This is a genomic window from Mesorhizobium sp. CNPSo 4671, from assembly GCF_057784245.1.
The window spans coordinates 314,837-336,073 of record NZ_JBWLUW010000004.1; the positions used below are offsets into that span (position 1 = coordinate 314,837).

The following is a 21,237-nucleotide window of genomic DNA, read 5'->3' on the forward strand; positions in this document are numbered from 1 at the left end:
GCCTCCCTTCCGTCGTCGTCAATCTCGCCCAAACGCTATTCTAAACGTTTCGATACTGTCAAGCCGCTATCTGATAGTGGCGGATTGGCGCTTTTCAATTCTTGCGAAAAACCTTGATATTCCGTAGGTATAGCGAATAGACACCGGCGAAACGTTTCGAAAATGACGGCAAACAAACGGACGAGACAGCGGAAATCGACGGCGCCGACCATGCTGCATGTGGCCGAAGCCGCGCGTGTGTCGGTCGCCACCGTTTCGGCGCTGATCAACGGGACGGCGACCGTCAGCCCGGAACTCAGCCAGCGCATCGAACAGGCGATCCGCGATATCGGCTACAAGCGCAATGCCATCGCCCGCAGCCTGAAGATGGGCACGACGCGCACCATCGGCCTGACGGTGCCGCACATCACCAATCCGTTCTTCACCGATGTCGTCTCGGTGATCCAGCAGGCCTTCGACCGCGCCGGCTATGCCGTCATGCTGTGCTGCACGGACGAGGATTTGAACACACAGGACGACCAGATCCGGCTGCTGCTCGACCGCATGGTCGACGGGCTGATCGTGGCCCGCGTCGGCGATGGTGCGATCCTCAAAGGGATCGTCGATGCCGCCAACGTGCCGGTCGTGCTGCTCGACCGCGTCTGCGAGGGTGTCGACACCGATGCGGTGGTGCTCGACAACCAGCGCGCGGTGTTCGACGTCATCACCTATCTGATCAATCTTGGCCACCGGCGCATCGGCTACATCACCGGCACATCGGACATTTCGCCGATGCATGACCGCATGACGGGCTATCGCGAGGCGTTACATGCCGCCGGCCTGCCGGTGGCCGAGGAACTGATCCGCTCCGGCAATTTCCATGAGATTGACGGCTACAACGCGACCATGCAGCTGTTGTCGCTGCATGACCGGCCAAGCGCGATCTTCTCGGCCAACAATCCGATGGTGATCGGCACCATGAAGGCGATCCGTGACATCGGCCTGTCCTGCCCGGAGGACATTTCGGTTGCCTGTTTCGACGATTTTCCGTGGTCCGACGTGTTCCAGCCGCAGCTGACCACGGTGGCGCAGCCGGTGCAGGCGATCGGCGAACAGGCGGCCAATCTGCTGCTTGACCGGCTCGCCGGCAACCGGGACGCACCGCCGCGCAAGCTGGTGCTCAAGGGCCGGCTGATGATCCGCAATTCGTGCCGGCCGCTCGGGGCAATCGCGCAGAGCGTGAGCGCTTAAACCGCGAACACCCCGGAACAAAGCGCCTGCAGCTTCGAAAAGACGCCCTTGCCGCCCGTGATGACTTGCGTCCCGCTCTGCAGCACCGTCCTGGGATCCGCCTTCAGAACGGTACCGCCGGCCTCCTTGATCAGCAGCATGCCGGCCAGGCAGTCCCAGGCATTCATGTGTTCCTCGACATAGCCAAGCAGCCGGCCCGAGGCGACATACGCCAGCATCAGGGCGCCGGACGCGTTGCGGAAGAAGACGCCGCCTTCAGCGAGGAGCTTCTGGATCAGCACGGCGATATTCTCGGCCTCGGCCCGGTTCGAAAATCCGGTTCCCACCGAGCCTTCTTCCAGGCTGGTCGCCGCGCTTGCCTTGATCGGCCTGCCGTTGATGAAGGCGCCGCCGCCGAGCCGGCCGTGAAACGTCTCGCCGGTCGACGGTTCGTGGATGACGCCGACGACCGTCTCCCCGTCCGTGGCGCAAGCGATCACCACGCACCAGGCCGGAATGCCGCGCACGAAATTGGCGGTACCGTCGATGGGATCGATGACCCAGGCATAGCCGGTCGAGCTGGCGACCGAAGCATGTTCCTCGCCGACAATGCCGTCTTGCGGATAGTCCTTGGCGATGGCCGCGCGGATGAACAGCTCAACCTCACGGTCGGCTTGCGAGACCAGGTCCTGATGGCCCTTGCTCTCGATGGCCAGGCTTTCCAGATCGCGGAAATATTCGAGGCCGAGTTCGCCGGCGCGCCGCGCCAGATCGATGGCAAACTGCGTGCGGGCGTCAAGATCATGTGTCACGGGAAGGCTCGCTCTTGCCTGGGGATGCGCCGCACTTAGCAGAGCATCGCTGCAGGCAAAAGCACCTGGCGGATAAATGTCAGGCCGCCTGCGAGAGCGATTTGTGAGCGTCAGCCAGGATCTCGAACGACCGCACCCGCGCCGCATGATCGAAGATCTGCGCGGTGACCATCAGCTCGTCGGCGCCGGTGCGGCGCACGAAGGCGTCGATGCCCTGGCGGACCGTCTCGGGAGAACCGACGACGGCGCAGGACAAGGCCTGGCCGAGCATGGTCTTGGCCATCGGGTCGAGATCGCGGTCATAGTTCTCGACCGGCGGCGGCAGTCTTCCCGGCCGACCGGTGCGCAGATTGACGAAGGCCTGCTGCAGCGAGGTGAACAGCAGCCGCGCCTCGGCATCGGTGGGCGCGGCGAAAACGTTGAGGCCGAGCATGACATGCGGCCTGTCGAGCTGTTCCGACGGCTGGAAGCGCGAGCGGTAGATGTCCAGCGCGTGATCGAGTTCGGCCGGCGCGAAATGCGAGGCGAAGGCATAGGGTAGGCCGAGCATGGCGGCGAGCTGCGCGCCATAGAGGCTGGAGCCGAGTATCCAGATCGGCACGCTCTGGCCCTCGCCCGGCACGGCGCGCAAGCGCTGGCCTTCCTCGGCGGGGAGGAAATAGCCCATCAGCTCGACAACATCCTGCGGGAAATTATCGGCGCCGGCCTCGAGGTTGCGGCGCAAGGCGCGCGCGGTGTTCATGTCGGTGCCGGGAGCCCGGCCCAAGCCCAGATCGATGCGGCCGGGAAACAGGGCGGCCAGCGTGCCGAACTGCTCTGCGATGACCAGTGGCGCATGGTTGGGCAGCATGATGCCGCCGGCGCCGACGCGAATGGTTTTGGTGCCGCCGGCGACATGGGCGATGACGACCGATGTGGCGGCGCTCGCGATGCCCGGCATGTTGTGATGCTCGGCCAGCCAGTAGCGCTTGTAGCCCAGCTGTTCGGCATGGCGGGCGAGATCGAGCGAGTTGGCCAGCGACTGCGAGGCGTTGCTGCCCTCGACGATCGGCGACAGGTCGAGAACGGACATTTCGGTCATGCGTTGGTCTCCACGATCTTTTTCTCACGCACTTTGGCCTCGAAAGCCGTGCGGTCGGGAATGATGATGCCGAGCTGGCCTTCCAGCGTGTCGGCGAGTTCGGCGGCGGTGGCCATCTCTGTCTGCTCGGTGCGGCCGCCAAGGTGATGGATCGACAGGCGGTTGCCGCGCAACGCGTAACGCCGGTCGGGCGCGGCGCGCGCCGCGATGACAGTGCCGAGGAAATGCGATGTCGGGCTGGTCGACAGGAAGTAGTTGGTGACGGAATAATCGACCTCGTATTGCGGCTGCAGGTCGAAGCGGTAGAGCGAGCGCCAGTCGCCGCCGATGGCAGCCTGCAGGCGGAAATGATCGCCGGCCTCGACGAGGCGGAACGTCTCGTGCGGCGTCGCCTGTTCGCGGCCCGGCTCAAGCAGCAGCGGCGCCGTCAGGGTCAGGCCACCGAAGCCGACATCGGCGATATAGGTCCGGCCATCGAGCTCGATGCGCAGCAGCATGTGGCTGCGCGCGGTGATGGCGTCCTCGCTCTGGCCCCAGAGCACGCGCGCGGCCAGGCCGACCACCTCGAAACCAAGTGTCTTCAGCGCGTGCATAAGAAGCAGATTGTGCTCGAAGCAATAGCCGCCGCGCCCGCCAAAGACGATCTTGTCTTGCAACGCGGCGCGCTCGAGCCGAACGGGCTGGCCAAGAAACGGATCGATATTTTCGAACGGGATCGCCTGCGGGTGCAGGAAATGCAGCGTCTTCAGTGTGTCCAGCGATGCATCCCGCGGACCGGCGTAACCGATGCGAGCGAGATAGGCGTCGAGGTCGAAGGAAACGTCGTTCATCGGGAAGGGGCACCGGCCATTGTACGGCCGGATATAGGCATTCGGTCCGGGCGTCGCAAACACAGCGAGTTGGCTACGCGGCGGCCTTGTTGTTCTCCTCGACGGGTTCGTCTTCCACCACGGCGGTTTGCTGTGCGGCGAGGAAATTGCCGACATGGCCAAGCCCCTCGAAATGGTCGCAGAACACTTTTATGACGACCAGCAGCGGCACCGCCATCAGCGCGCCGACGAAACCCCAGAGCCACGACCAGAAGGCAATGGCGATGAAGATCGCCACCGCGTTGATCTCGAGACGTCTGCCGACCACCATCGGGGTCACGAACTGGCCTTCGACGACATCGCACAACAGCACGAAGGCCGGCGCCAGCAGCGCATAGGAAATGGTGTCGAAGCTGATCAGCGCCATCACCGCGACCAGCACGATGGTCAGCAACGCGCCGACATAGGGCAGGAAGTTGAATAGGGCGGCGGCGACGCCCCAGACCAGCGGGTTGGGCATGCCGAGCGCCCACAGGCCAAGGCCGATGACGGTGCCGAGACCGGCATTGATGATGGTGACGGTGAGCAGATAGTGCGAGATTTCACGCTCGACGTCATAGACGACGCGCAGCGCCCGCTTCTTCTCGCTGAGGCTGGCGAAGGACTGGATGATCTTCTCGTAGAACATCGTGCCCGAGGAGAGCAGGAACAGCGACAGCACGAAGATGATGGTGAGGCTTGTCCCCGCCGACAGGATATTGCTGGCGGCCGACGACAGGATGCCGGACTGGGCGACCGCGACTTTCTGGATGCCCGGCTCCTGCGAGGTCTCGGTCATCTGTTCGACCTGATGCGAGATCTGCATGATCCTTTCCAGCGGACGCCGCAATTGCGCCAGCCGCTCGGTGAGCTGCTGGCCGATCGACGAGGTGTTGTTGAGGAGGTCGATGACCGGACCACTGAGCAGGTAGCCGGCACTGGCAAAGAGGGCGATCGACAGCAATACCAGCAGGGTCGCCGAAACCACTTCGGGAATGCCGCGCTTGCGCAGCAGCCGCACGATCGGCGTCAATGTCAGCGCGAGCAGGAAAGCCAGCATGACCGGCATGAAGAAGGCGCGGGCGAAGTAGAGCGCATAGACAGTCATGAAGATGAAAATGCCGACCAGCAGCGAGCGCATCAGATGGGTATCGGCTCGCGCCACGGCGCGCGATTCGGTCGCTTCGGCAACGCCTGCGGCCAACGCGTCGGGTTCGGTTTTCATCATGGTCCCTCGACGGCGCACCGCAATCGGCGCAATCCGCCGACCGAAAACGCTGGCGTGGCCTCAAGGTTCCGTTAGCCGGCAGGCCCGCATCCGCAGGCCATTACTCATGTGACTCAGGCGACAGGCGCGGCCACGGCCGGCGCGGATTTCGCCGTCTCCTTGCGCACGATCGGCGCCACTTTGGTGCCGTAGAGTTCGATCGCCTTCATGATCTTGGCGTGCGGCATGGTGCCGATCGCCATCTGCAGCAGGAAGCGGTCATTGTTGAAAATCCTGTGCTGGGCGACGATCTTCTCGGCCACCTGCTCCGGATTGCCGACGAACAGGGCGCCGTTCGGACCACGCGACTGGTCGAAATGCGCCCGCGACGTCGGGCCCCAGCCGCGTTCGCGGCCGATGCGGTTCATCACTTCGGCCTGCGGACCGTAGAAATCGTCCGCCGCCTGCTCGGTCGTGTCGGCAATGAAGCCATGCACGTTGATGCTGGTGGCGAGACCGGCCGGGTCACTGCCGGCGCGCTTGGCGGCCTCGCGGTAAAGGTCGAACAGCGGCGCGAAGCGCGCCGGTTCGCCGCCGATGATGGCAAGCGCCAGCGGCAGGCCGAGCGCGCCCGCGCGGGCGGCGGACTGTGGCGTCCCGCCAATGGCGATCCAGACCGGCAGCCTGTCCTGGAAGGGTCGGGGATAGACGCCGCGGTCGTTGATCGGTGCACGCAGATTGCCGGACCAAGTGACCTTCACCTGATCGCGAATGGCAAGCAGCAGGTCGAGCTTTTCGGCGAAGAGCTCGTCATAGTCCTCGAGATTGTAGCCGAACAGCGGGAAGGATTCGATGAACGAACCGCGGCCGGCCATGATCTCGGCACGGCCACCCGACAGGAGATCGAGCGTGGCGAACTGCTGGAAGACCCGCACCGGATCGTCCGAGGAGAGCACGGTGACCGCGCTGGTCAGCTTGATACGTTTGGAACGCTCGGCGGCCGCGGCCAGCGCCACGACCGGCGCGGAAGCGGCATAATCGGGCCGGTGATGTTCGCCCAGACCAAAGACGTCGAGACCGACCTGATCGGCCAGTTCGACCTCCTCGATCAGGTTGCGCAAGCGCTCATGTGGCCCGATGGCGCCGGGGCCGGGCTGCGGGCTGACGTCGGCAAAAGTGTAGAGACCGAGTTCCATGTCATGTCATCCTGGTGTTGGGTTTTGCCGCTAGACGTAGCGAGCGACCTGCCTTACCGCCAGAGGCGTGGACGGTGAACAGTGCATGTCGGTTTGGGTGGAAAGGCGTCTCCCGGCTGCAACATCACGGAATTTCATGGCTGGCATACCGTTTTGGCGCTTGAACTCTCGGCATTCGCGCGTATGTAAGCCTCGCGAATTGACTTCAGGGAAGTGGACTTGGCTATCTACAGGGAAAAAGACATTTTCGAGCGGCGCAATGCCGCGAACGAGGCAAAGAAGGCGCTTCTGGAGCGCTTCAAGTCAAAGCCGGCGGCAGACGATCCCGCAGTGCTGGCACGACAGGCCGAACGCAAGGCGATCCTCGAGGCCCGCGAAATCCGCGAAGCCGAGAAGGCAAGGCTGAAGCAGGAGAAGCTGGCACGCGAGGCGGTCGAGAAGGCCGAGCGCGAGGCAGCGGCCGAAGCGGCACGCATTGCGGCCGAAGAGGCGGCACTGGCTGAAGCGAAGATCAAGGAAGCCGAAGAGACCGAGCGCATCGCCCGTTTGCTGGCTGACGAAGCCGAACGCAAGGCGAAACGCGACGCACGCTATGCGGCACGCAAGCAGCGCACCGGCAGGACGCCCCCAGGCTTCTCCGCCCGCTAACGCCTTAGCGGCCAAGCTTCGAAATTTGGAATCAGGGTCGCCTTGCAGCGGCCCTGAAGGCGTTTGCGTGAAAACAACGCGTTGAGCCTCTGAGGCAGGTCGTGCCAGCGGCCGCGCCCTCGGGCCAAGTTCGAGCGTGCGGACGCTTGGACGCATTCAGGCCGCGAACTTTAACCCCATGATACCGCAGACGATCAGCGCGATGCAGGCGAGCCGGATCGCAGTGGCGGGCTCGCCGAGCAGCCAGATGCCGAGCAGCGCCGTGCCGACGGTGCCGATGCCGGTCCAGACCGCATACGCAGTGCCGACGGGAAGCGCCTTCAAAGCCAGGCCGAGTAGTGTAAGGCTGACGATCATCGAGGCGACGGTGAGGACCGTCGGCACCAGTTTCGAGAAACCATCGGTGTATTTGAGACCGATCGCCCAGCCGATCTCGAACAGGCCGGCGAAAAACAGAAGAATCCAAGACATCGGGAACGCTCCATCCAGCATCGCGCCGGAGACAGGATCCGATCCTCAGATGCTGATCATTGTGGCGGGTCGTCCCGACCGAATTTTCGGGGGAAGCGCGGGGTCGTCCCCGCGCCCGAGATATAGGGTTGTCCAAACACCCGATCAACACCTGCCGGTAACATCATCTGACGCCGCCGGTGAGATTTTGCCGCGCCCGACTTGCCGAGGCCTACTTTTCCTTGATGCGCATCGCCTTGACCGGCGGCGCCTTCAGGGCGGGAGCGGGCGCCGGCTTCTTGGCATCCTTCTTCGGCTTGCGGGCTTCCTTGCCTGCCTTCATCGCACCTTTAGCCATGATTCGTTCCTCCAATTGCGGGGAGTGAAGTGAAACAAGAGAAACGCTTTGCTGCAAGAGGGCAGTGTCTGTCGTAACCGCAGGCCGGCTGCTTTCAACCGGTTTCTAATTTGCTCGTAAACCATGGCCGTCCGTGTCATGTTCATCTTCGCACTGCAGCATCGACCCGCGCATTCGCCGGGTGATCGTCGGGCAGGCCGTCAGGACGACAATGCGGATCCACATCGGCTGCGAGATGAGTTTCGACTTCCCGCAGGAAACGCCGCTCATCGCGATGCTCAATGTCCACTATTCCCGCGCCTCCGATCTCGAGCGCCCGGATTTCCTGACCTCGAACCCACCGGTGCCGATCGAGAGCTATCGCGACAGTTTCGGCAATTGGTGCAACCGCTTCGTGGCTCCGCCCGGGCGGTTCACCTTCGGCACGGATGCGGTGATCCGCGCCCCCGGTACCTTCGAAATGGGCGAGCTGATGGCCTGGCAGCACGAGGTGCGCGACCTGCCGGCGGAAACGCTGCTGTTCCTGCTGCCCAGCCGGTTTTGCGAGAGCGACCTTTTGGCCAGCGAAGCGTGGCGGCTGTTCGGCCATACGCCGCTCGGGATACCGCGCGTGCAAGCGGTGTGCGATTTCGTTCACAACCACATCGTCTTCAATTACGGCAACGCAAGGCCGACGCGCACGGCGGCGGAAACCTATCGCGAGCAGAGCGGCGTGTGCCGCGATTTCGCGCATCTCGCCGTCACCTTCTGTCGGGCGCTCAACATCCCGACGCGCTACTGCACCGGTTACATCAGCGATATCGGCATGCCGAAGCCATGGTCGAGCATGGATTTCGCTGCCTGGATGGAGGTCTATCTCGGCGGCCGCTGGCACGTCTTCGACCCGCGCAACAATGCACCGCGCATCGGCCGCATCCTGATCGCCTCGGGCCGTGACGCTGCGGATGTGCCGCTGACCCATATTTTCGGCCCGGGCACGCTCGCCGGCTTCAAGGTGTGGACCGACGAGATCGTCGAATAGCCGCCGTCTTCCGCCGGCCGGTCCCGGGCAAATCGCATCTTGAACGACCTGGCCGTTGGCGCGTTGTAGTGGAGCTTCGGCCGCCCGGCCGTTAGACTGGGTGCGTTGAACGGGGACCAATTGCATGGCCGGGCATGGCGGCTCCAAAATGGTCATCTATGCGGCGCTCGCCGGCAATCTGGCCATCGCGCTGACCAAATTCGCCGCCGCCTTCTTCACCGGCAGTTCGGCGATGCTGTCGGAAGGCGTGCATTCGCTGGTCGATACCGGCAATGGCGGGCTGCTGCTCTACGGCATGCACCGCGCCGCGCGCCCGGCCAACCGCGCGCATCCGCTTGGCCATGGCCGCGAACTTTATTTCTGGAGCTTCATCGTGGCGCTGCTGGTCTTCGCGCTTGGCGCCGGCGTGTCGTTCTACGAGGGCATCGTCCACATCATAGCGCCGGAACCTGCCGCCAACGTCAAGGTGAACTATATCGTTCTGGGCCTCTCCTTCCTATTCGAAGGCAGCTCCTGGATGGTGGCGCTGAAGGAGTTCCGCCGAGAGAAAGGCACGCAGGGCTGGCTGCAGGCGGTGCAGTCGAGCAAGGACCCGAGTGTCTACACCGTGCTGTTCGAGGACAGCGCGGCGCTTCTCGGCCTGATCGTCGCCTTTGCCGGCATACTGGCGGCGGAGATGCTGGAGATGCCGGAGCTCGACGGCGCCGCCTCGATCGGCATCGCGCTCATCCTCGGCGCGACGGCGATTTTCCTCGCCCGTGAAAGCAAAGGCCTGCTCATTGGCGAACCGGCCTCGCCCGAGGTGCAGAGAAAGGTGCTGGCGATCGCCCAGCAGGATCCGGCGGTGCAGCGGGCGAACGGCGTCCTGACCGTCCACCTGGGACCGCAAGAGATCGTTGCCGGCCTCAGCATCGAATTCGAGGACCATCTGGCGGCGCCGGAGATCGAGGCCTGCGTCGAACGCATCGAGGCACGGCTGAAGAGGGAGATGCCGGAAATCACGCGGCTGTTCGTCAAGCCGCAGACCACGGGCACCTGGGAGCAGCGGCGCAAGCTGATCGAAACCGCATCCTAACTCCTTTTTGCGCAATTCCGGACGGAAAACCGCTCACACTTTTCCTGGAATTGCTAATCCTGGACCAGCACTGCACCGTTGCCCCGTCGCATTGCCTTGCTAAGATCAGGCGACGGATTTCGGAGGAATGACCATGAAGATCGACGGCGGGTGCCATTGCGGCGCCATCACTTATGAGGCGGAGGTCGACCCGGCAAAGACCTCCATCTGCCACTGCACGGACTGCCAGCAGCTGACCGGCACGGCCTTTCGCGTCACCGTTCCCGCGCCCGAGGATCACTACCGGATCACCCGGGGCACGCCAAAAATCTATATCAAGACCGGATCGAGCGGCGCCAAGCGCGCCCAGGCCTTCTGCGGCGAGTGCGGTTCGCATCTTTACGCCACTTCGGTCGGCGACGGCCCGAAGGTCTATGGGATCAGGGTGGGCACGGCGCGGCAACGCGAGGATCTGGTGCCGACACAACAGAAGTGGCACCGGTCGGCCTTGCACTGGCTTCCGGAATTCGATGGCATAAGCATCGTGGAAGAGCAGTAGCACCCGCCTCTCGGTCGAACGCGACCCAAACCACCAATTATGTGCTAGCCTCGCCCACCATCAAAGGGCGGGTGATAGCGATGTTGGAAACGGACAAACTGTTTGCCGGCTCGATCCCGGAAAACTACGACCGCTACATGGTGCCGCTGATTTTCGAGCCGTTCGCCGTGGACCTCGCACAGCGAGCGGCGTCCTTCTCGCCCAAAGCCGTTCTGGAAGTCGCCGCCGGCACCGGGGTCGTCACCCGCGCCTTGGCGCCAAAACTGTCCCCTGACGCAAGCTATGTCGTGACCGACCTCAACCAGCCGATGCTCGACTATGCCGCTTCGCGACAGGCTCCCGACAGTCGCATCCAATGGCGCCAGGCCGATGCCATGGCGCTGCCGTTCGAAAATGCGGCCTTCGATCTCGTTTGCTGCCAGTTCGGCGCGATGTTCTTTCCCAGCCGCCCCTCCGCCTACCGCGAGGCCAGGCGGGTGCTGAAGCCCGGCGGACATTTCCTGTTCAACGTATGGGATCGCATTGAGGAGAATGTGTTTGCCGATGATGTGACCAATGCGCTGGCCAGGATTTTCCCGAACGATCCGCCGCGCTTTCTCGCCCGCACGCCGCATGGCTGCCACGATACAACACTGATCCGCAGCGAGCTGGAAGAGGCCGGCTTCTCCGGTGTGGCTATCGAAACGAGAGCCGAACAAAGCCGTGCGCCCTCGCCGCGCATTCCGGCCGTCGCTTACTGCCAGGGAACGGTGCTTCGCACCGAAATCGAGGCCCGGGATCCGGGCAAACTCGACGCCGCGACGGACTATGCCGCATCCGCGATTGCGGCCAGACATGGCAGCGGCGCGGTTGCCGCCAAAATTCAGGCGCACGTCATCGTGGCTGTGGCGTAGGCAAAATTATCCGTTCAGTCGTCGCCTTCGACGACGCGCAGCCTGAGCTGCCCGGTCTTCGAATCGGCAACGCGCGGGCCGGGCTCGAGTTTGGCGGCCGGTGCCCGTGACGGCGCGTCCGGGGCGGCATCGCCTTCGGCCTGCGCGCCGAACTCCAGCGCCTCGATCTTCTGGCCGCGCTTGGTCACCTTCGATGTCGAGACGAGGATATCGTCGATGTCCTTGGCCGACTGGCCGAAATGGACCTGTAGCTTGCGCACGCGCTCGTCGACACGCGCGACATCCTCCATCAGCCGGATCACCTCGCCCTGGATCAGATGTGCCTGTTCGCGCATGCGGGCATCCTTGAGGATCGCCTGGATGACCTGGATCGACAGCATCAGCAGCGACGGCGAGACGATGACGACGCGGGCGCGGTGCGCCTTGTGGACAACAGCCTCGAAATTTTCGTGGATCTCGGCGAACACCGATTCCGACGGCACGAACATGAAGGCGGTGTCCTGGGTCTCGCCCTGGATCAGGTATTTTTCCGAGATGTCGCGGACATGGATCTCGATGTCACGGCGGAAGGCCTGTGCCGCGACCTTCTGCAGGTCGGCGCCGTCGGCGGCGCGGATGGCGTTCCAGGCTTCCAGCGGAAACTTGGCGTCGATGGCCAGCGACGGCGCACCGTTGGGCATCTTCACCAGGCAATCGGGCCGGCTGCCGTTCGACAATGTTGCCTGGAATTCATAGGCGCCATGCGGCAGACCGTCGGCGACGATCGCCTCCATGCGTGACTGGCCGAAGGCGCCGCGCGTCTGCTTGTTGGAGAGGATGGCCTGCAGCTGCACGACCTGGCCGGCGAGCGACTGGATGTTGCCTTGCGCGACGTCGATGATGGCCAGCCGCTCCTGCAGCTTGGCCAGGCTCTCATGCGTGGATTTGGTCTGCTCGGTCATCGTCTGGCCGATGCGGCCGGTCATGGCGTCGAGGCGTTGGCCAATCGACTGCGTCAGCTCCGCCTGGCGGGCGCCGAATACTTCGGCGATGGCCCCCATGCGGCCCTGCATCTCGGCCTGGCTTTGCAAGATGCCGGCCATCCGCGCCTCGGCGTCGCGGGCATGGTCGGCGGCTTCCGCGGCCGCGATCGCGCGCGCCTTGGCCGACCGCCACAGCGCGACGACCAGCGCCACGAACAGGCCAAGAAACAACAAGGCGCCGAAGGCCAGGGCGTGGCCGAGGGTGATTGTCGAGGCGCCAAGTCGTGCGACGGGCTCGGAAAGGATGGTGCTCAGATCATTCATGTGGACAGCATAGCCGATTCGGCCTGATGGCACAGATCAAAACGTGAACGAGGCTCAGGCGCACCGGTTGACGCTTTTCGCTGAACGTCTTACGTGGGACGCCATGCCGATCAAGCCGCTCATCATCCTTCCCGATCCCATCCTGCGCCAGCTTTCCAAGCCGGTGGAGCGTGTTGACGCGCCCTTGCGTAAACTTGCCGACGATATGCTGGCGACCATGTATGACGCGCCCGGCATCGGGCTGGCGGCAATCCAGATCGGCGAGCCGCTGCGCATGCTGGTGATCGACCTGGCCAAGGAAGACGAAACGCCGGCCCCGCATGTCTTCATCAACCCGGAAATCCTGGAAAGCGCCGAGGCGCGCTCCGTCTACGAGGAAGGCTGCCTGTCGATCCCCGACTATTACGCCGAGGTCGAACGCCCCGCTTCCGTGCGGGTGAAATATCTCGACCGCGACGGCAAGCTGCAGGAGATGGAGGCCGAGGGGCTGATGGCGACCTGCCTGCAGCACGAGATCGACCATCTCAACGGCGTGCTGTTCATCGACCACATCTCGAAGCTGAAGCGCGACATGGTGGTGAAGAAGTTCAAGAAGCTCGCCAGGGACAAGGCGCCGGGCAAGCTGGTGGGATAGGATTTACTCTAGCAAGCCACGCAGAACCCATTCTTTGCTTATCTCGATTCCTTTCGCGCCGATTTCAATTGCGAGCGCACGGGACTCTGGTGAGAAAATCAAAACCATGACGATCGCCCCTGCTACGAGGGGCCTGATATAAATCGCGAAATTGCTTTCCCTTCGCCTCGACAGTTCGCCTTTCTCATATTGTTCTTCAACTGTTTTGAACTCGGCGAAGGGTGCTCTGCGTTTCCCAAAAGGCTTTTGATCCCGCTGCATATGAGGCTCCTAGGGATAGGTGCTCGAATCATACGCGCAGACTATTGGTGTTGCGTTAACGAACTCTCTAGGTAGTGGCGGCGGAAGATTGCAGCTCTTGTTGATCAAGGGTTCCGGGAATGATATCATTGATATCAAACCCTGGAGATGCCCATGGGCGACATGTTGATCAGAGATATTCCCGAACCTTTGAAGCGCGAAATCGAACAGGCAGCGCGCAAGGGCGGCCAGAGCCTGTCCGGAAAGGCCATCGATCTTCTGCGCAAAGGCATGGTCGCGGAGAAAGAGGCCAAGCCGGAACCGGGACTTTCCGCGTGGGATGCCATTCGTTCGGCGTTCGCTGCGGAAAACGCAATCGGCGACGAGTTCTCGGAGATAATGGACGAAATCGAAGCAGACAGGAAACGCGACTTCGGTCGTCCAGTCGAGGATTTCGAGTGATTGTCCTCGATACAAATGTTGTGTCGGAGGCCAGCAAGCCGGTGCCCGACTCGAATGTCTCCACCTGGTTCCGCAAACAGGATCTTCTCGCCCTCTATATATGCGGACCATTCGTCATGGAGCAGTCTTTCGGTGCCGAACGGTTTTTGAACAAGACCGGATCTGACCGCTATGTTCGCGTGCTCGATCAGCTGATTTCGCAGCAGTTCGCTGGTCGTGTCGTGGAATTTGCCGGTTCGATCCCTCGACTTGCCGGCAGGCTGCGTGCGGCACGCGAAAGGATCGGGCGCCCTATCAGTCTTTCCGACGCTATGATCGCGGCGATCTGCCTCGCCCATGATGCGACGCTTGCGACGCGCAATGTCCGTGACTTCGACGGGCTTGACCTGAAGCTGGTAAACCCGTTTGAAGCAGGGGCGTGAGCCGGCTCACGGTACGCAGAAAGAAACAGGGTATCGGAAGAAAAATGCCCCTTCGCGTCATCTTCATGGGTACGCCGGAGTTTTCGGTGCCGACGCTGCGCGCCATTGCCGAGGCAGGACATGAGATTTCAGCCGTTTACACGCAGCCGCCGCGTGCCGCCGGTCGGCGCGGGCTGGAGCTGACGCCGTCGCCGGTGCAGCGCGAGGCCGAGCGGCTGGGCATTGAGGTGCGCACGCCGACATCCCTCAAGGGCGAGGCCGAGCAGGCTGCTTTCAGCGCCCTGCGGGCCGATATCGCCGTGGTCGTCGCCTATGGGTTGCTGCTGCCGAAGGCCATACTCGACGCACCGCGGCTTGGCTGCATCAACGGCCATGCATCGCTTTTGCCGCGCTGGCGCGGTGCCGCCCCCATCCAGCGCGCCATCATGGCTGGAGACCCGGAAAGCGGCATGATGGTGATGCGCATGGAAGCGGGCCTGGACACCGGACCGGTGGGATTGCTTGAAAAATGCGCCATCGAACCCGATATGACGGCCGGCGATCTGCATGATCGGTTGATGAGTGTCGGCGCTGCCCTGATGGTGGAAGCGCTGGCGCAGCTGGAAAGGAACACCCTGACATTTACCGCGCAAGCGGCTGAAGGGGTGACTTACGCCAGGAAAATCGATAAATCCGAGACGCATGTGGACTGGACGCGGCCCGCAGCCGAAGTCCATAATCACATTCGCGGCCTGTCGCCCTTTCCCGGTGCCTGGTCCGAAATTGACATTGGCGGCCGCATGGAACGGCTGAAACTGCTTCGCTCGACGCTGTCCGAAGGCTTGTCGCTTTCGGACGATTTGGGTGAGTCGGGAGGAATTCTCGATGACCGGCTGGCGGTCGCCTGCGGGGCAGGCGCGATCAGACTGGTCGAAGTTCAACGTGCGGGCGGAAAGCCCGCCGCCGCGTCGGAATTCCTGCGCGGAGCCAAGATCGTAAAAGGAATGAAGTTCTCATGAGCATGATGTCGATACGCGCGGCGACGCCGCGGGATCGCGAGGCCATTCGCCTCGTCGAGGAACACGCCTTCGGCCAGCAGGCGGAGGCCGGACTGGTCGACGCGCTGGTGACTGGCGGCGACGCCGTCGTCGAACTGGTGGCGGAAGAAGACGGCCAGGTGGTTGGCCATATCCTGTTTTCGCGGCTGTTCGTCCAGAATGGCGGCAAGAGCTTCGCGGCCGTGGCACTGGCGCCGCTGGCGGTGGAACCTTCGTTCCACGGCAGCGGCATTGGCGGCGCGCTGATCCGCGAGGCACATATCCGGCTCAAGGATGCCGGCGAGACGCTGGCGGTGGTGCTGGGCGACCCGGCCTATTACGGCCGTTTCGGCTACAGCCATGCGCGGGCCGAGAAGTTCGAGAGCGAATACCAGGGCGAGGCGCTGCAGGCGCTGGCCTGGGGCGACGCTCCGGAGGCCGGCAGGCTGGTCTATGCCTCGGCCTTCACCGCTCTCGCCGCCTAGGCGAGAGCGTATAAGCTGCCGGCATGCCGCGTTTTCGCCTCGACATCGAATATGACGGCAGCCTGTTTGCCGGCTGGCAGCACCAGGCCGACCAGCCTTCGGTGCAGCAGGCGATCGAGCAGGCGATCGAGAAATTCTGCGGCGAGGCGGTGCGGCTGCGCGCCGCCGGTCGTACCGATGCCGGCGTGCATGCGAGCGCCCAGGTGGCGCATGCCGAGCTCGCCAAGACATGGCCTGGCGACAAGGTGCGCGATGCCGTCAACGCCCATCTGCAGGCGGCGGGCGCGCATGTCGCCATCCTGAAGGCGACGGTCGTGGCCGACGATTTCGACGCACGCTTCTCGGCCACCGGCCGCCACTATCTCTATCGCATCCTCAACCGCCGCGCGCCCGCGGCGCTGGAAAAGGGCAAGGTGTGGTGGGTGCCGAAGCGGCTTGACGCCGGCGCCATGCACGAGGCCGCGAAACTCCTTCTCGGCCGGCATGACTTCACCACCTTCCGCTCGACGCAGTGCCAGGCCAACAGCCCGGTTCGCACACTGGAGCGGCTGGATGTAACCCGGGCGGGCGACATGATCGAGGTGAGAGCTTCGGCCCGTTCGTTCCTGCACAACCAGGTGCGCTCCATGGTCGGCTCGCTCAAGCGCGTCGGCGATGGCGGCTGGACCGAGGCCGACCTCAAGGCGGCGCTCGATGCGCGCGACCGCGCCGCCTGCGGCCAGGTGGCGCCGCCCGACGGGCTTTTCCTCATTGGGGTCGATTATCCCTGAATAGAGTCCGGAGGCTCTATTCAGGATGAGCCGGCAGGCTCTACCCCGGGAACGGTGCGGAAAGGCTCTGGGTCCCGATATCGTCCGGCACGGTGATGCCAAGCAGCATCTGCAGCCCGAACAGCACCAGCAGCGAAGCGATGAACATGCCGACGAAAACGGCGGTGCCGACCGCCGCGCCCTTGCCGATGGTGGCGTTGGTCATGCGCCAGGTCAGCACCATCGACAGGGCAAACAGGAGCAGCGACACAAGGCTCGAGACCTGGCTTGCCGACGTCAGGAAAAGCCTGATCAGCGCCGAGGGCAACATCAGCCAGGCCGTGATGGCGGAGGCCCAGTTGCTGGCCACGACATAGTGGACGAAGCGCCCGCCAATGCCGGCGCGCGGCGCGACCAAAGCGAGCGCGACCAGCGGCAGCACCCAGGAGCCGATATCGACCGTCGCCAGGCGCACCAGCATGCTGAAACGGCCCACGAAGGCGTCGGGATCGCCGATCTGGTTGGCGATGCCGACCCAGCCGACAATCAGCGCCGGCGCGGCAACGACGATGGCGTAGAAGGAATTCCAGAAACCGTCCGCCGACAGGTCGAGCAGGCGCAGGCCGTCGACCTTGCCGAGCATCAGCCGCCAGGCACCGGTCAGCGAAGCTTGGGTTTCATCCGCCGAAAGCATGCTGCTCAGCCCTGCCCGAACCAGTCTTCGATGAAGCGCTGGTAGATCCGCGTCAGCGTTTCGAGATCGGCAAGGGCGACGCGCTCATCGACCATATGCATGGTCTTGCCGACCAGGCCGAACTCGACCACCGGGCAGTAATCCTTGATGAAGCGCGCATCCGACGTGCCGCCCGACGTGGACAGCGCCGGTTTCTTGCCGACCGCCGCCATGATCGAGCCGGCAAGCGTGTCGACCAACTTGTCGTCGCGGGTCAGAAAGACATGGCTTGGCCGGTCGCGCCAGACGAGGTCGTAGTCGACCGGCGTCTTCTTGCCCGGCCGGTACTTCTTGCGCTTCGCCGCCTGGTCGAGCCGGTTGTGGATTTCGGCCTGGACGGTCTCGGCCGTCCAGGTGTCGTTGAAGCGGATGTTGAAGGTCGCGGTTGCCTTGGCGGGAATCACGTTGGTAGCCGGATTGCCGACATCGATGGATGTGACCTCCAGATTGGTCGGCTGGAAATCCCTGGTTCCCTTGTCGAAGGCGGGATGCAGCAAGGCGTCGACCAGGCCGATCAGCCCGCGCACCGGATTGTCGGCAAGCTGCGGATAGGCGGCATGGCCCTGGCGGCCATTGACGGTGATCGAACCGGACAGCGAACCGCGCCGGCCGATCTTGATCATGTCGCCGAGCGCGTCGGGGTTGGTCGGCTCGCCTACTATCGCGGCATCCCATTTCTCGCCCCTGGAAGCGGCCCATTCGAGCAGCTTGACCGTGCCGTTGATGGCCGGGCCTTCCTCGTCGCCGGTGATCAGCAGCGAGACCGAGCCCTTGGGGCCGCCATGCGTCTCGACATGGCGCGCTATCGCGGCGATGAAACAGGCGATGCCGCCCTTCATGTCGACGGCGCCACGGCCATACATGTCGCCGTTGGCGACCTCGGCGGCGAAAGGCGGATGCGTCCAGGCGGCCTCGTCGCCGACCGGCACGACATCGGTATGGCCGGCGAACATCAGATGCGGGCCGTTGCCGGACCGCCTTGCATAGAGGTTCTCGATGTCGGGCGTGCCGTCTTCCGAAAAGACCGGCCGATCGACCAGGAAGCCGAGCGGTTTCAGCATCGTTTCCAGCGCGCTCAGCGCACCGCCTTCGGCGGGAGTCACCGAGGCACAGCGGATAAGGGCGGCAAGGTTTGCGGCGGGGTCGGTCGGCAGCGTCATGGCAAAAGCGATAGTCGAAAGCGGTGGGCCTGTCACGGGCAGACATAGGGGCCAGCGCAATGGCAGACGATGCCGCCGACATTATGGTTTTCATGTCGTATAGTCCGGCCGGTGCGGAGTTAAGAGATGGCAGACGGGGAAAAACGGATCGTCATCGCCGGCGCCGGCAGCATCGGCTGTTATGTCGGCGGTTGCCTGGCGCTTGCGGGGCGGCAGGTCGTGCTGCTGGCCCGGCCGCGCATCGAGGCGGCGATGCGGCAGGGCGGATTGCGCGTCAGCGACCTTGACGGCCGCGATCGCCTGCTCAAGCCGGACGCGCTCGGGGTAGCCGCCGATCCAGCCGTCGCCCTGCCGCAGGCGGATGTGATCCTGGTGACCGTCAAGAGCGGCGCGACGCAGGAAATGGCGGCGCTTATCGAGGCCCATGCCCGACCCGATGCGGTGGTGGTCAGCCTGCAGAATGGCGTCGACAACGCCGACAGGCTGCGCGCCGGATCCGGCCAGCGAACCGTGCTGGCCGGCATGGTGCCGTTCAATGTGGTGCAATCGCCCGACGGCGAACTGCCGCTGCGCGTCCACCGCGCCAGCGAGGGCAAGGTGATGATCGAGGATGGCGGCGTTCTCGATGTCGCCGGTTTCCTCAATGTCGAAGGGCTGGCGGTCGAGACGCATGGCGACATGAAGGCCGTGCTGTGGGGCAAGCTTTTGATGAACCTCAACAACGCGCTGGTGGCGCTGTCGGGCCTGCCGCTGGCGCGCGAACTCGCCGACCGCCGCTGGCGGCTGATCCTGGCCGGCCAGATCGATGAAGCCTTGCTGGCCATGAAGGCCTCCGGCATCGCGCCGGCGCGAATCGCGGGCCTGCGGCCGGCGCTGCTGCCGACAGTGCTGCGGCTGCCGGACTGGCTGTTCAAACGGCTCGCGCGGCGCATGCTGGCGATCGACCCGCAGGCGCGCTCGTCGATGTGGGACGACCTGCAGCGCGGCCGGCCGACGGAGATCGGCGAACTGCAAGGCGCGGTGCTCGACCTCGCCCAGAGGACGGGGACCCCGGCGCCGTTCTTGAAAAGCGTTACCGCTTTGGTGCGCGCGGCCGAAGCGGCGCGGCTTGGCCCGCCGGGCCTGGTGCCGGAACAGGTTGTGCCGCCGGATGGTTCTCGATCAGCGTGATCTTCTGCCAGATCTTGCGCGACAGGTTGGACGCCAGGTTTTCGATGTCGTTGACGCCGTCGATGACGACATCGTCATTGACCGACTGCGCGAACAGCGCGGCGATCTTGCCGGTGATCGACAGCATTTCGGAGCAATAGTCGAGGTAGCGCGCCAGGTCGGCGGCATTGGTGATGCGGGCCGGCGAATGTGCCGTCGGCTTGAAACTGGCCGAGAGTGCCGCCGGATCCTTGGTCAGCTGGTGCATGTCGATGACATGGATCAGAGAACGAAGGCCGTGCAGCTGGCGAAACACCCGCTTGCGCTTGATGCGCTCCTCGGTGCGGACCAGCGCCAGCAGGCCGAGCACGGCAAGGATGATCATGTTGATCGTGGCTTCGATGCCTTGCACCGATTGCACCGCATCGTCGGCCTGGGAGATGTGGATGAGGGGCAGAATGGTGCCGACGAACAGGAAGATCAATGCGCCGGCGAGGACGGCGGCGATGATCAGCCCGCGCAGCCACCAGATCGGCGCTTCGAGCGCCTGGGCCGCCTTGGCCAGATCGCGCGACAGCGACACCAGTTCGGCGGCGACGCCGCGCAGCCCGGCATTGGGAAAGCGCTCGGCAACGCGTTCCTCAAGCCGTTCGGCGGTGTCGATGATCAGTTCCGGATCAAGCGTGCGGTAGCGCATGTCCGATCGGCCCTCAGAGCATGATGCCGAAAAGTGTGAAGCGGCTTTCGGACGACATCATGCTCTATCTCTTTGATTTAGAGCCGGATTCAGATCTCAGGTCGATTCGACCTGAGATCAACCGGCTCAGGGTTGCGCCGGCTCGTTGGTGCGCCGGCCGTAGCGGTTGGACCCAGGCTGCCCTGGAAACAGGCACAACACAAGAAAGGCGACGATCGAGACGACCGGTACGAACAGGATCAGCGCGGCGATGCCCGGCTTGTCGAGGTCGTGCAGCCGCTTCACCGCCAGCGCGATGTTCGACCATAGCGAGGCGATGAAGGCGATAAAGAAGATGAACGACCACATATTGCTCTCGGCCGAGCCTTCCGGCACCAGCGTGAAGCGGTAGAGCGGGAAGGCCTGGATGATGGCGACGAGCAGGCCACCAAGAAAATAGGCCGCGCGGCTGACGCGGCCCGATGTCTTGAAGAAAAGCCAGGTGAGATTTGAACTGTCAGGCAAGCGGGTCCGGTCCGTATTGATTGGCACCCCTGGCGCCTTCGAGAATGCCGCATTCCACCAGAAACCAGATCGCGCCGATGAAGGGCACCAGGATGATCAGGCTCCACCAGCCGGACTTGCCCCGATCATGCCAGCGCTTGGCGTAGACGGCGAAGACCGAATAGAGCATGGCCAGCCCGTAGAGCAAATAGATAAAGCCGTAGGGCATCTGGTTGAATGTCGTGCCCAGTATGTTGTCGAGGATCATCGCGATGACCGCGCCAACGAAAATGACGCCAACGCAAGCCCAGAACTTCGCGCGGTTGATACGACCCTCATAGCTGGTCAGCAGGTATTTCCAGTCCATGTCACCCCTCCACGTTGA

27 protein-coding genes are annotated in these 21,237 nt (G+C 63.8%); 13 read left to right on the plus strand and 14 right to left on the minus strand.

Going from position 1 to position 21,237, the window contains the following annotated elements; genetic code table 11:
• Positions 1 to 210 precede the first annotated feature (210 nt).
• Positions 211 to 1,230 (plus strand): LacI family DNA-binding transcriptional regulator, encoded by a 1,020-nt coding sequence (locus AC04SF_RS13610; RefSeq protein WP_488478214.1) that lies wholly within the window; start codon positions 211 to 213, stop codon positions 1,228 to 1,230.
• Here AC04SF_RS13610 and AC04SF_RS13615 read toward each other — a convergent pair.
• The 5 genes from AC04SF_RS13615 to AC04SF_RS13635 form a co-directional block, all read right to left on the minus strand.
• Entirely contained in the window at positions 1,227 to 2,021 is a 795-nt protein-coding gene (locus tag AC04SF_RS13615) for an inositol monophosphatase family protein (protein WP_488478215.1), read from the minus strand. The two genes, AC04SF_RS13610 and AC04SF_RS13615, sit on opposite strands and share 4 nt — an antisense overlap.
• Before the next feature lie 79 nt (positions 2,022 to 2,100).
• Positions 2,101 to 3,102 (minus strand): LLM class flavin-dependent oxidoreductase, encoded by a 1,002-nt coding sequence (locus AC04SF_RS13620; RefSeq protein ID WP_488478216.1) that lies wholly within the window; start codon positions 3,100 to 3,102, stop codon positions 2,101 to 2,103.
• A complete protein-coding gene (locus tag AC04SF_RS13625; protein ID WP_488478217.1) occupies positions 3,099 to 3,932 on the minus strand; it encodes an arylamine N-acetyltransferase family protein in 834 nt (277 codons plus the stop codon). Before AC04SF_RS13625 ends, AC04SF_RS13620 begins: the two co-directional genes overlap by 4 nt.
• Positions 3,933 to 4,005: 73 nt before the next feature.
• A complete protein-coding gene (locus AC04SF_RS13630) occupies positions 4,006 to 5,175 on the minus strand; it encodes an AI-2E family transporter (RefSeq protein WP_488478604.1) in 1,170 nt (389 codons plus the stop codon).
• Positions 5,176 to 5,291: 116 nt separating this feature from the next.
• On the minus strand, positions 5,292 to 6,353 hold the full coding sequence (locus tag AC04SF_RS13635; RefSeq protein WP_488478218.1) for an LLM class flavin-dependent oxidoreductase: 1,062 nt from the start codon (positions 6,351 to 6,353) through the stop codon (positions 5,292 to 5,294).
• Between the two features lie 219 nt (positions 6,354 to 6,572).
• On the opposite strand from AC04SF_RS13635, the gene AC04SF_RS13640 reads away from it, so the two are divergent.
• Positions 6,573 to 7,001, plus strand: coding sequence for a DUF6481 family protein (locus AC04SF_RS13640; RefSeq protein WP_064990121.1), 429 nt, complete (start codon positions 6,573 to 6,575; stop codon positions 6,999 to 7,001).
• A 156-nt stretch (positions 7,002 to 7,157) separates the two neighbouring features.
• On the opposite strand, the gene sugE is transcribed toward AC04SF_RS13640, so the two are convergent.
• Both sugE and AC04SF_RS13650 read right to left on the minus strand, forming a co-directional pair.
• On the minus strand, positions 7,158 to 7,472 hold the full coding sequence (gene sugE / locus AC04SF_RS13645; RefSeq protein ID WP_064990686.1) for a quaternary ammonium compound efflux SMR transporter SugE: 315 nt from the start codon (positions 7,470 to 7,472) through the stop codon (positions 7,158 to 7,160).
• A 211-nt stretch (positions 7,473 to 7,683) separates the two neighbouring features.
• Positions 7,684 to 7,809 carry a hypothetical protein gene (locus AC04SF_RS13650; protein ID WP_013891842.1) on the minus strand — a complete coding sequence of 42 codons (126 nt, stop codon included), beginning with the start codon at positions 7,807 to 7,809 and terminating at the stop codon, positions 7,684 to 7,686.
• 211 nt (positions 7,810 to 8,020) lie between these two features.
• Between AC04SF_RS13650 and AC04SF_RS13655 the strand changes: the two genes are divergently transcribed.
• From AC04SF_RS13655 to AC04SF_RS13670, 4 genes are all read left to right on the plus strand, one after another.
• Complete coding sequence (locus AC04SF_RS13655) at positions 8,021 to 8,830, plus strand: transglutaminase-like domain-containing protein (RefSeq protein WP_488478219.1); 810 nt, start codon at positions 8,021 to 8,023, stop codon at positions 8,828 to 8,830.
• Between the two features lie 124 nt (positions 8,831 to 8,954).
• Positions 8,955 to 9,905, plus strand: a complete 951-nt coding sequence (locus tag AC04SF_RS13660) for a cation diffusion facilitator family transporter (RefSeq protein WP_488478220.1) — start codon at positions 8,955 to 8,957, stop codon at positions 9,903 to 9,905.
• A 133-nt stretch (positions 9,906 to 10,038) separates the two neighbouring features.
• Positions 10,039 to 10,443: a GFA family protein gene (locus tag AC04SF_RS13665; RefSeq protein ID WP_488478221.1), complete on the plus strand. Its 405-nt coding sequence runs from the start codon at positions 10,039 to 10,041 to the stop codon at positions 10,441 to 10,443.
• An 80-nt stretch (positions 10,444 to 10,523) separates the two neighbouring features.
• On the plus strand, positions 10,524 to 11,336 hold the full coding sequence (locus tag AC04SF_RS13670; protein WP_488478222.1) for a class I SAM-dependent methyltransferase: 813 nt from the start codon (positions 10,524 to 10,526) through the stop codon (positions 11,334 to 11,336).
• A 14-nt stretch (positions 11,337 to 11,350) separates the two neighbouring features.
• Here the strand turns inward: AC04SF_RS13670 and AC04SF_RS13675 are convergent, their stop codons facing one another.
• A complete protein-coding gene (locus AC04SF_RS13675; RefSeq protein WP_488478223.1) occupies positions 11,351 to 12,622 on the minus strand; it encodes a DNA recombination protein RmuC in 1,272 nt (423 codons plus the stop codon).
• Between the two features lie 103 nt (positions 12,623 to 12,725).
• Here AC04SF_RS13675 and def point away from each other — a divergent pair, with 103 nt between their 5' ends.
• Positions 12,726 to 13,256: a peptide deformylase gene (gene def, locus AC04SF_RS13680; protein WP_488478605.1), complete on the plus strand. Its 531-nt coding sequence runs from the start codon at positions 12,726 to 12,728 to the stop codon at positions 13,254 to 13,256.
• Between the two features lie 3 nt (positions 13,257 to 13,259).
• Here def and AC04SF_RS13685 read toward each other — a convergent pair whose 3' ends face one another.
• The gene (locus AC04SF_RS13685; protein WP_488478224.1) at positions 13,260 to 13,517 is read right to left on the minus strand and encodes a hypothetical protein; all 258 of its coding nucleotides are present in this window, start codon (positions 13,515 to 13,517) and stop codon (positions 13,260 to 13,262) included.
• 153 nt (positions 13,518 to 13,670) lie between these two features.
• Here AC04SF_RS13685 and AC04SF_RS13690 point away from each other — a divergent pair, with 153 nt between their 5' ends.
• From AC04SF_RS13690 to truA, 5 genes are read left to right on the plus strand one after another with little or no spacing between them, the layout of a single operon-like run.
• On the plus strand, positions 13,671 to 13,958 hold the full coding sequence (locus AC04SF_RS13690; RefSeq protein ID WP_352728432.1) for a plasmid stabilization protein: 288 nt from the start codon (positions 13,671 to 13,673) through the stop codon (positions 13,956 to 13,958).
• Complete coding sequence (locus tag AC04SF_RS13695) at positions 13,955 to 14,380, plus strand: PIN domain-containing protein (protein ID WP_488478225.1); 426 nt, start codon at positions 13,955 to 13,957, stop codon at positions 14,378 to 14,380. The genes AC04SF_RS13690 and AC04SF_RS13695 overlap by 4 nt, the downstream gene beginning before the upstream one ends.
• Before the next feature lie 44 nt (positions 14,381 to 14,424).
• Positions 14,425 to 15,378: a methionyl-tRNA formyltransferase gene (gene fmt / locus AC04SF_RS13700; protein ID WP_488478226.1), complete on the plus strand. Its 954-nt coding sequence runs from the start codon at positions 14,425 to 14,427 to the stop codon at positions 15,376 to 15,378.
• Positions 15,375 to 15,881: a GNAT family N-acetyltransferase gene (locus tag AC04SF_RS13705; RefSeq protein ID WP_488478227.1), complete on the plus strand. Its 507-nt coding sequence runs from the start codon at positions 15,375 to 15,377 to the stop codon at positions 15,879 to 15,881. Before fmt ends, AC04SF_RS13705 begins: the two co-directional genes overlap by 4 nt.
• Before the next feature lie 23 nt (positions 15,882 to 15,904).
• Positions 15,905 to 16,651, plus strand: a complete 747-nt coding sequence (gene truA, locus AC04SF_RS13710; protein ID WP_488478228.1) for a tRNA pseudouridine(38-40) synthase TruA — start codon at positions 15,905 to 15,907, stop codon at positions 16,649 to 16,651.
• A 40-nt stretch (positions 16,652 to 16,691) separates the two neighbouring features.
• On the opposite strand, the gene AC04SF_RS13715 is transcribed toward truA, so the two are convergent.
• Both AC04SF_RS13715 and dapE read right to left on the minus strand, forming a co-directional pair.
• Positions 16,692 to 17,324 carry a transporter gene (locus AC04SF_RS13715; RefSeq protein WP_488478229.1) on the minus strand — a complete coding sequence of 211 codons (633 nt, stop codon included), beginning with the start codon at positions 17,322 to 17,324 and terminating at the stop codon, positions 16,692 to 16,694.
• A gap of 5 nt (positions 17,325 to 17,329) precedes the next feature.
• Entirely contained in the window at positions 17,330 to 18,523 is a 1,194-nt protein-coding gene (dapE, locus tag AC04SF_RS13720; RefSeq protein ID WP_488478230.1) for a succinyl-diaminopimelate desuccinylase, read from the minus strand.
• Positions 18,524 to 18,649: 126 nt separating this feature from the next.
• Here dapE and AC04SF_RS13725 point away from each other — a divergent pair, with 126 nt between their 5' ends.
• The gene (locus AC04SF_RS13725; protein ID WP_488478231.1) at positions 18,650 to 19,693 is read left to right on the plus strand and encodes a 2-dehydropantoate 2-reductase; all 1,044 of its coding nucleotides are present in this window, start codon (positions 18,650 to 18,652) and stop codon (positions 19,691 to 19,693) included.
• Here AC04SF_RS13725 and AC04SF_RS13730 read toward each other — a convergent pair.
• The 3 genes from AC04SF_RS13730 to AC04SF_RS13740 all read right to left on the minus strand — a co-directional run bounded on the left by AC04SF_RS13730 (position 19,596) and on the right by AC04SF_RS13740 (position 21,219).
• The gene (locus AC04SF_RS13730) at positions 19,596 to 20,369 is read right to left on the minus strand and encodes a hypothetical protein (RefSeq protein ID WP_488478232.1); all 774 of its coding nucleotides are present in this window, start codon (positions 20,367 to 20,369) and stop codon (positions 19,596 to 19,598) included. The two genes, AC04SF_RS13725 and AC04SF_RS13730, sit on opposite strands and share 98 nt — an antisense overlap.
• Positions 20,370 to 20,495: 126 nt before the next feature.
• Positions 20,496 to 20,873: a DUF805 domain-containing protein gene (locus tag AC04SF_RS13735; protein WP_488478233.1), complete on the minus strand. Its 378-nt coding sequence runs from the start codon at positions 20,871 to 20,873 to the stop codon at positions 20,496 to 20,498.
• Positions 20,866 to 21,219 (minus strand): DUF805 domain-containing protein, encoded by a 354-nt coding sequence (locus AC04SF_RS13740; RefSeq protein ID WP_488478234.1) that lies wholly within the window; start codon positions 21,217 to 21,219, stop codon positions 20,866 to 20,868. The genes AC04SF_RS13735 and AC04SF_RS13740 overlap by 8 nt, the downstream gene beginning before the upstream one ends.
• Positions 21,220 to 21,237: the final 18 nt, after the last annotated feature.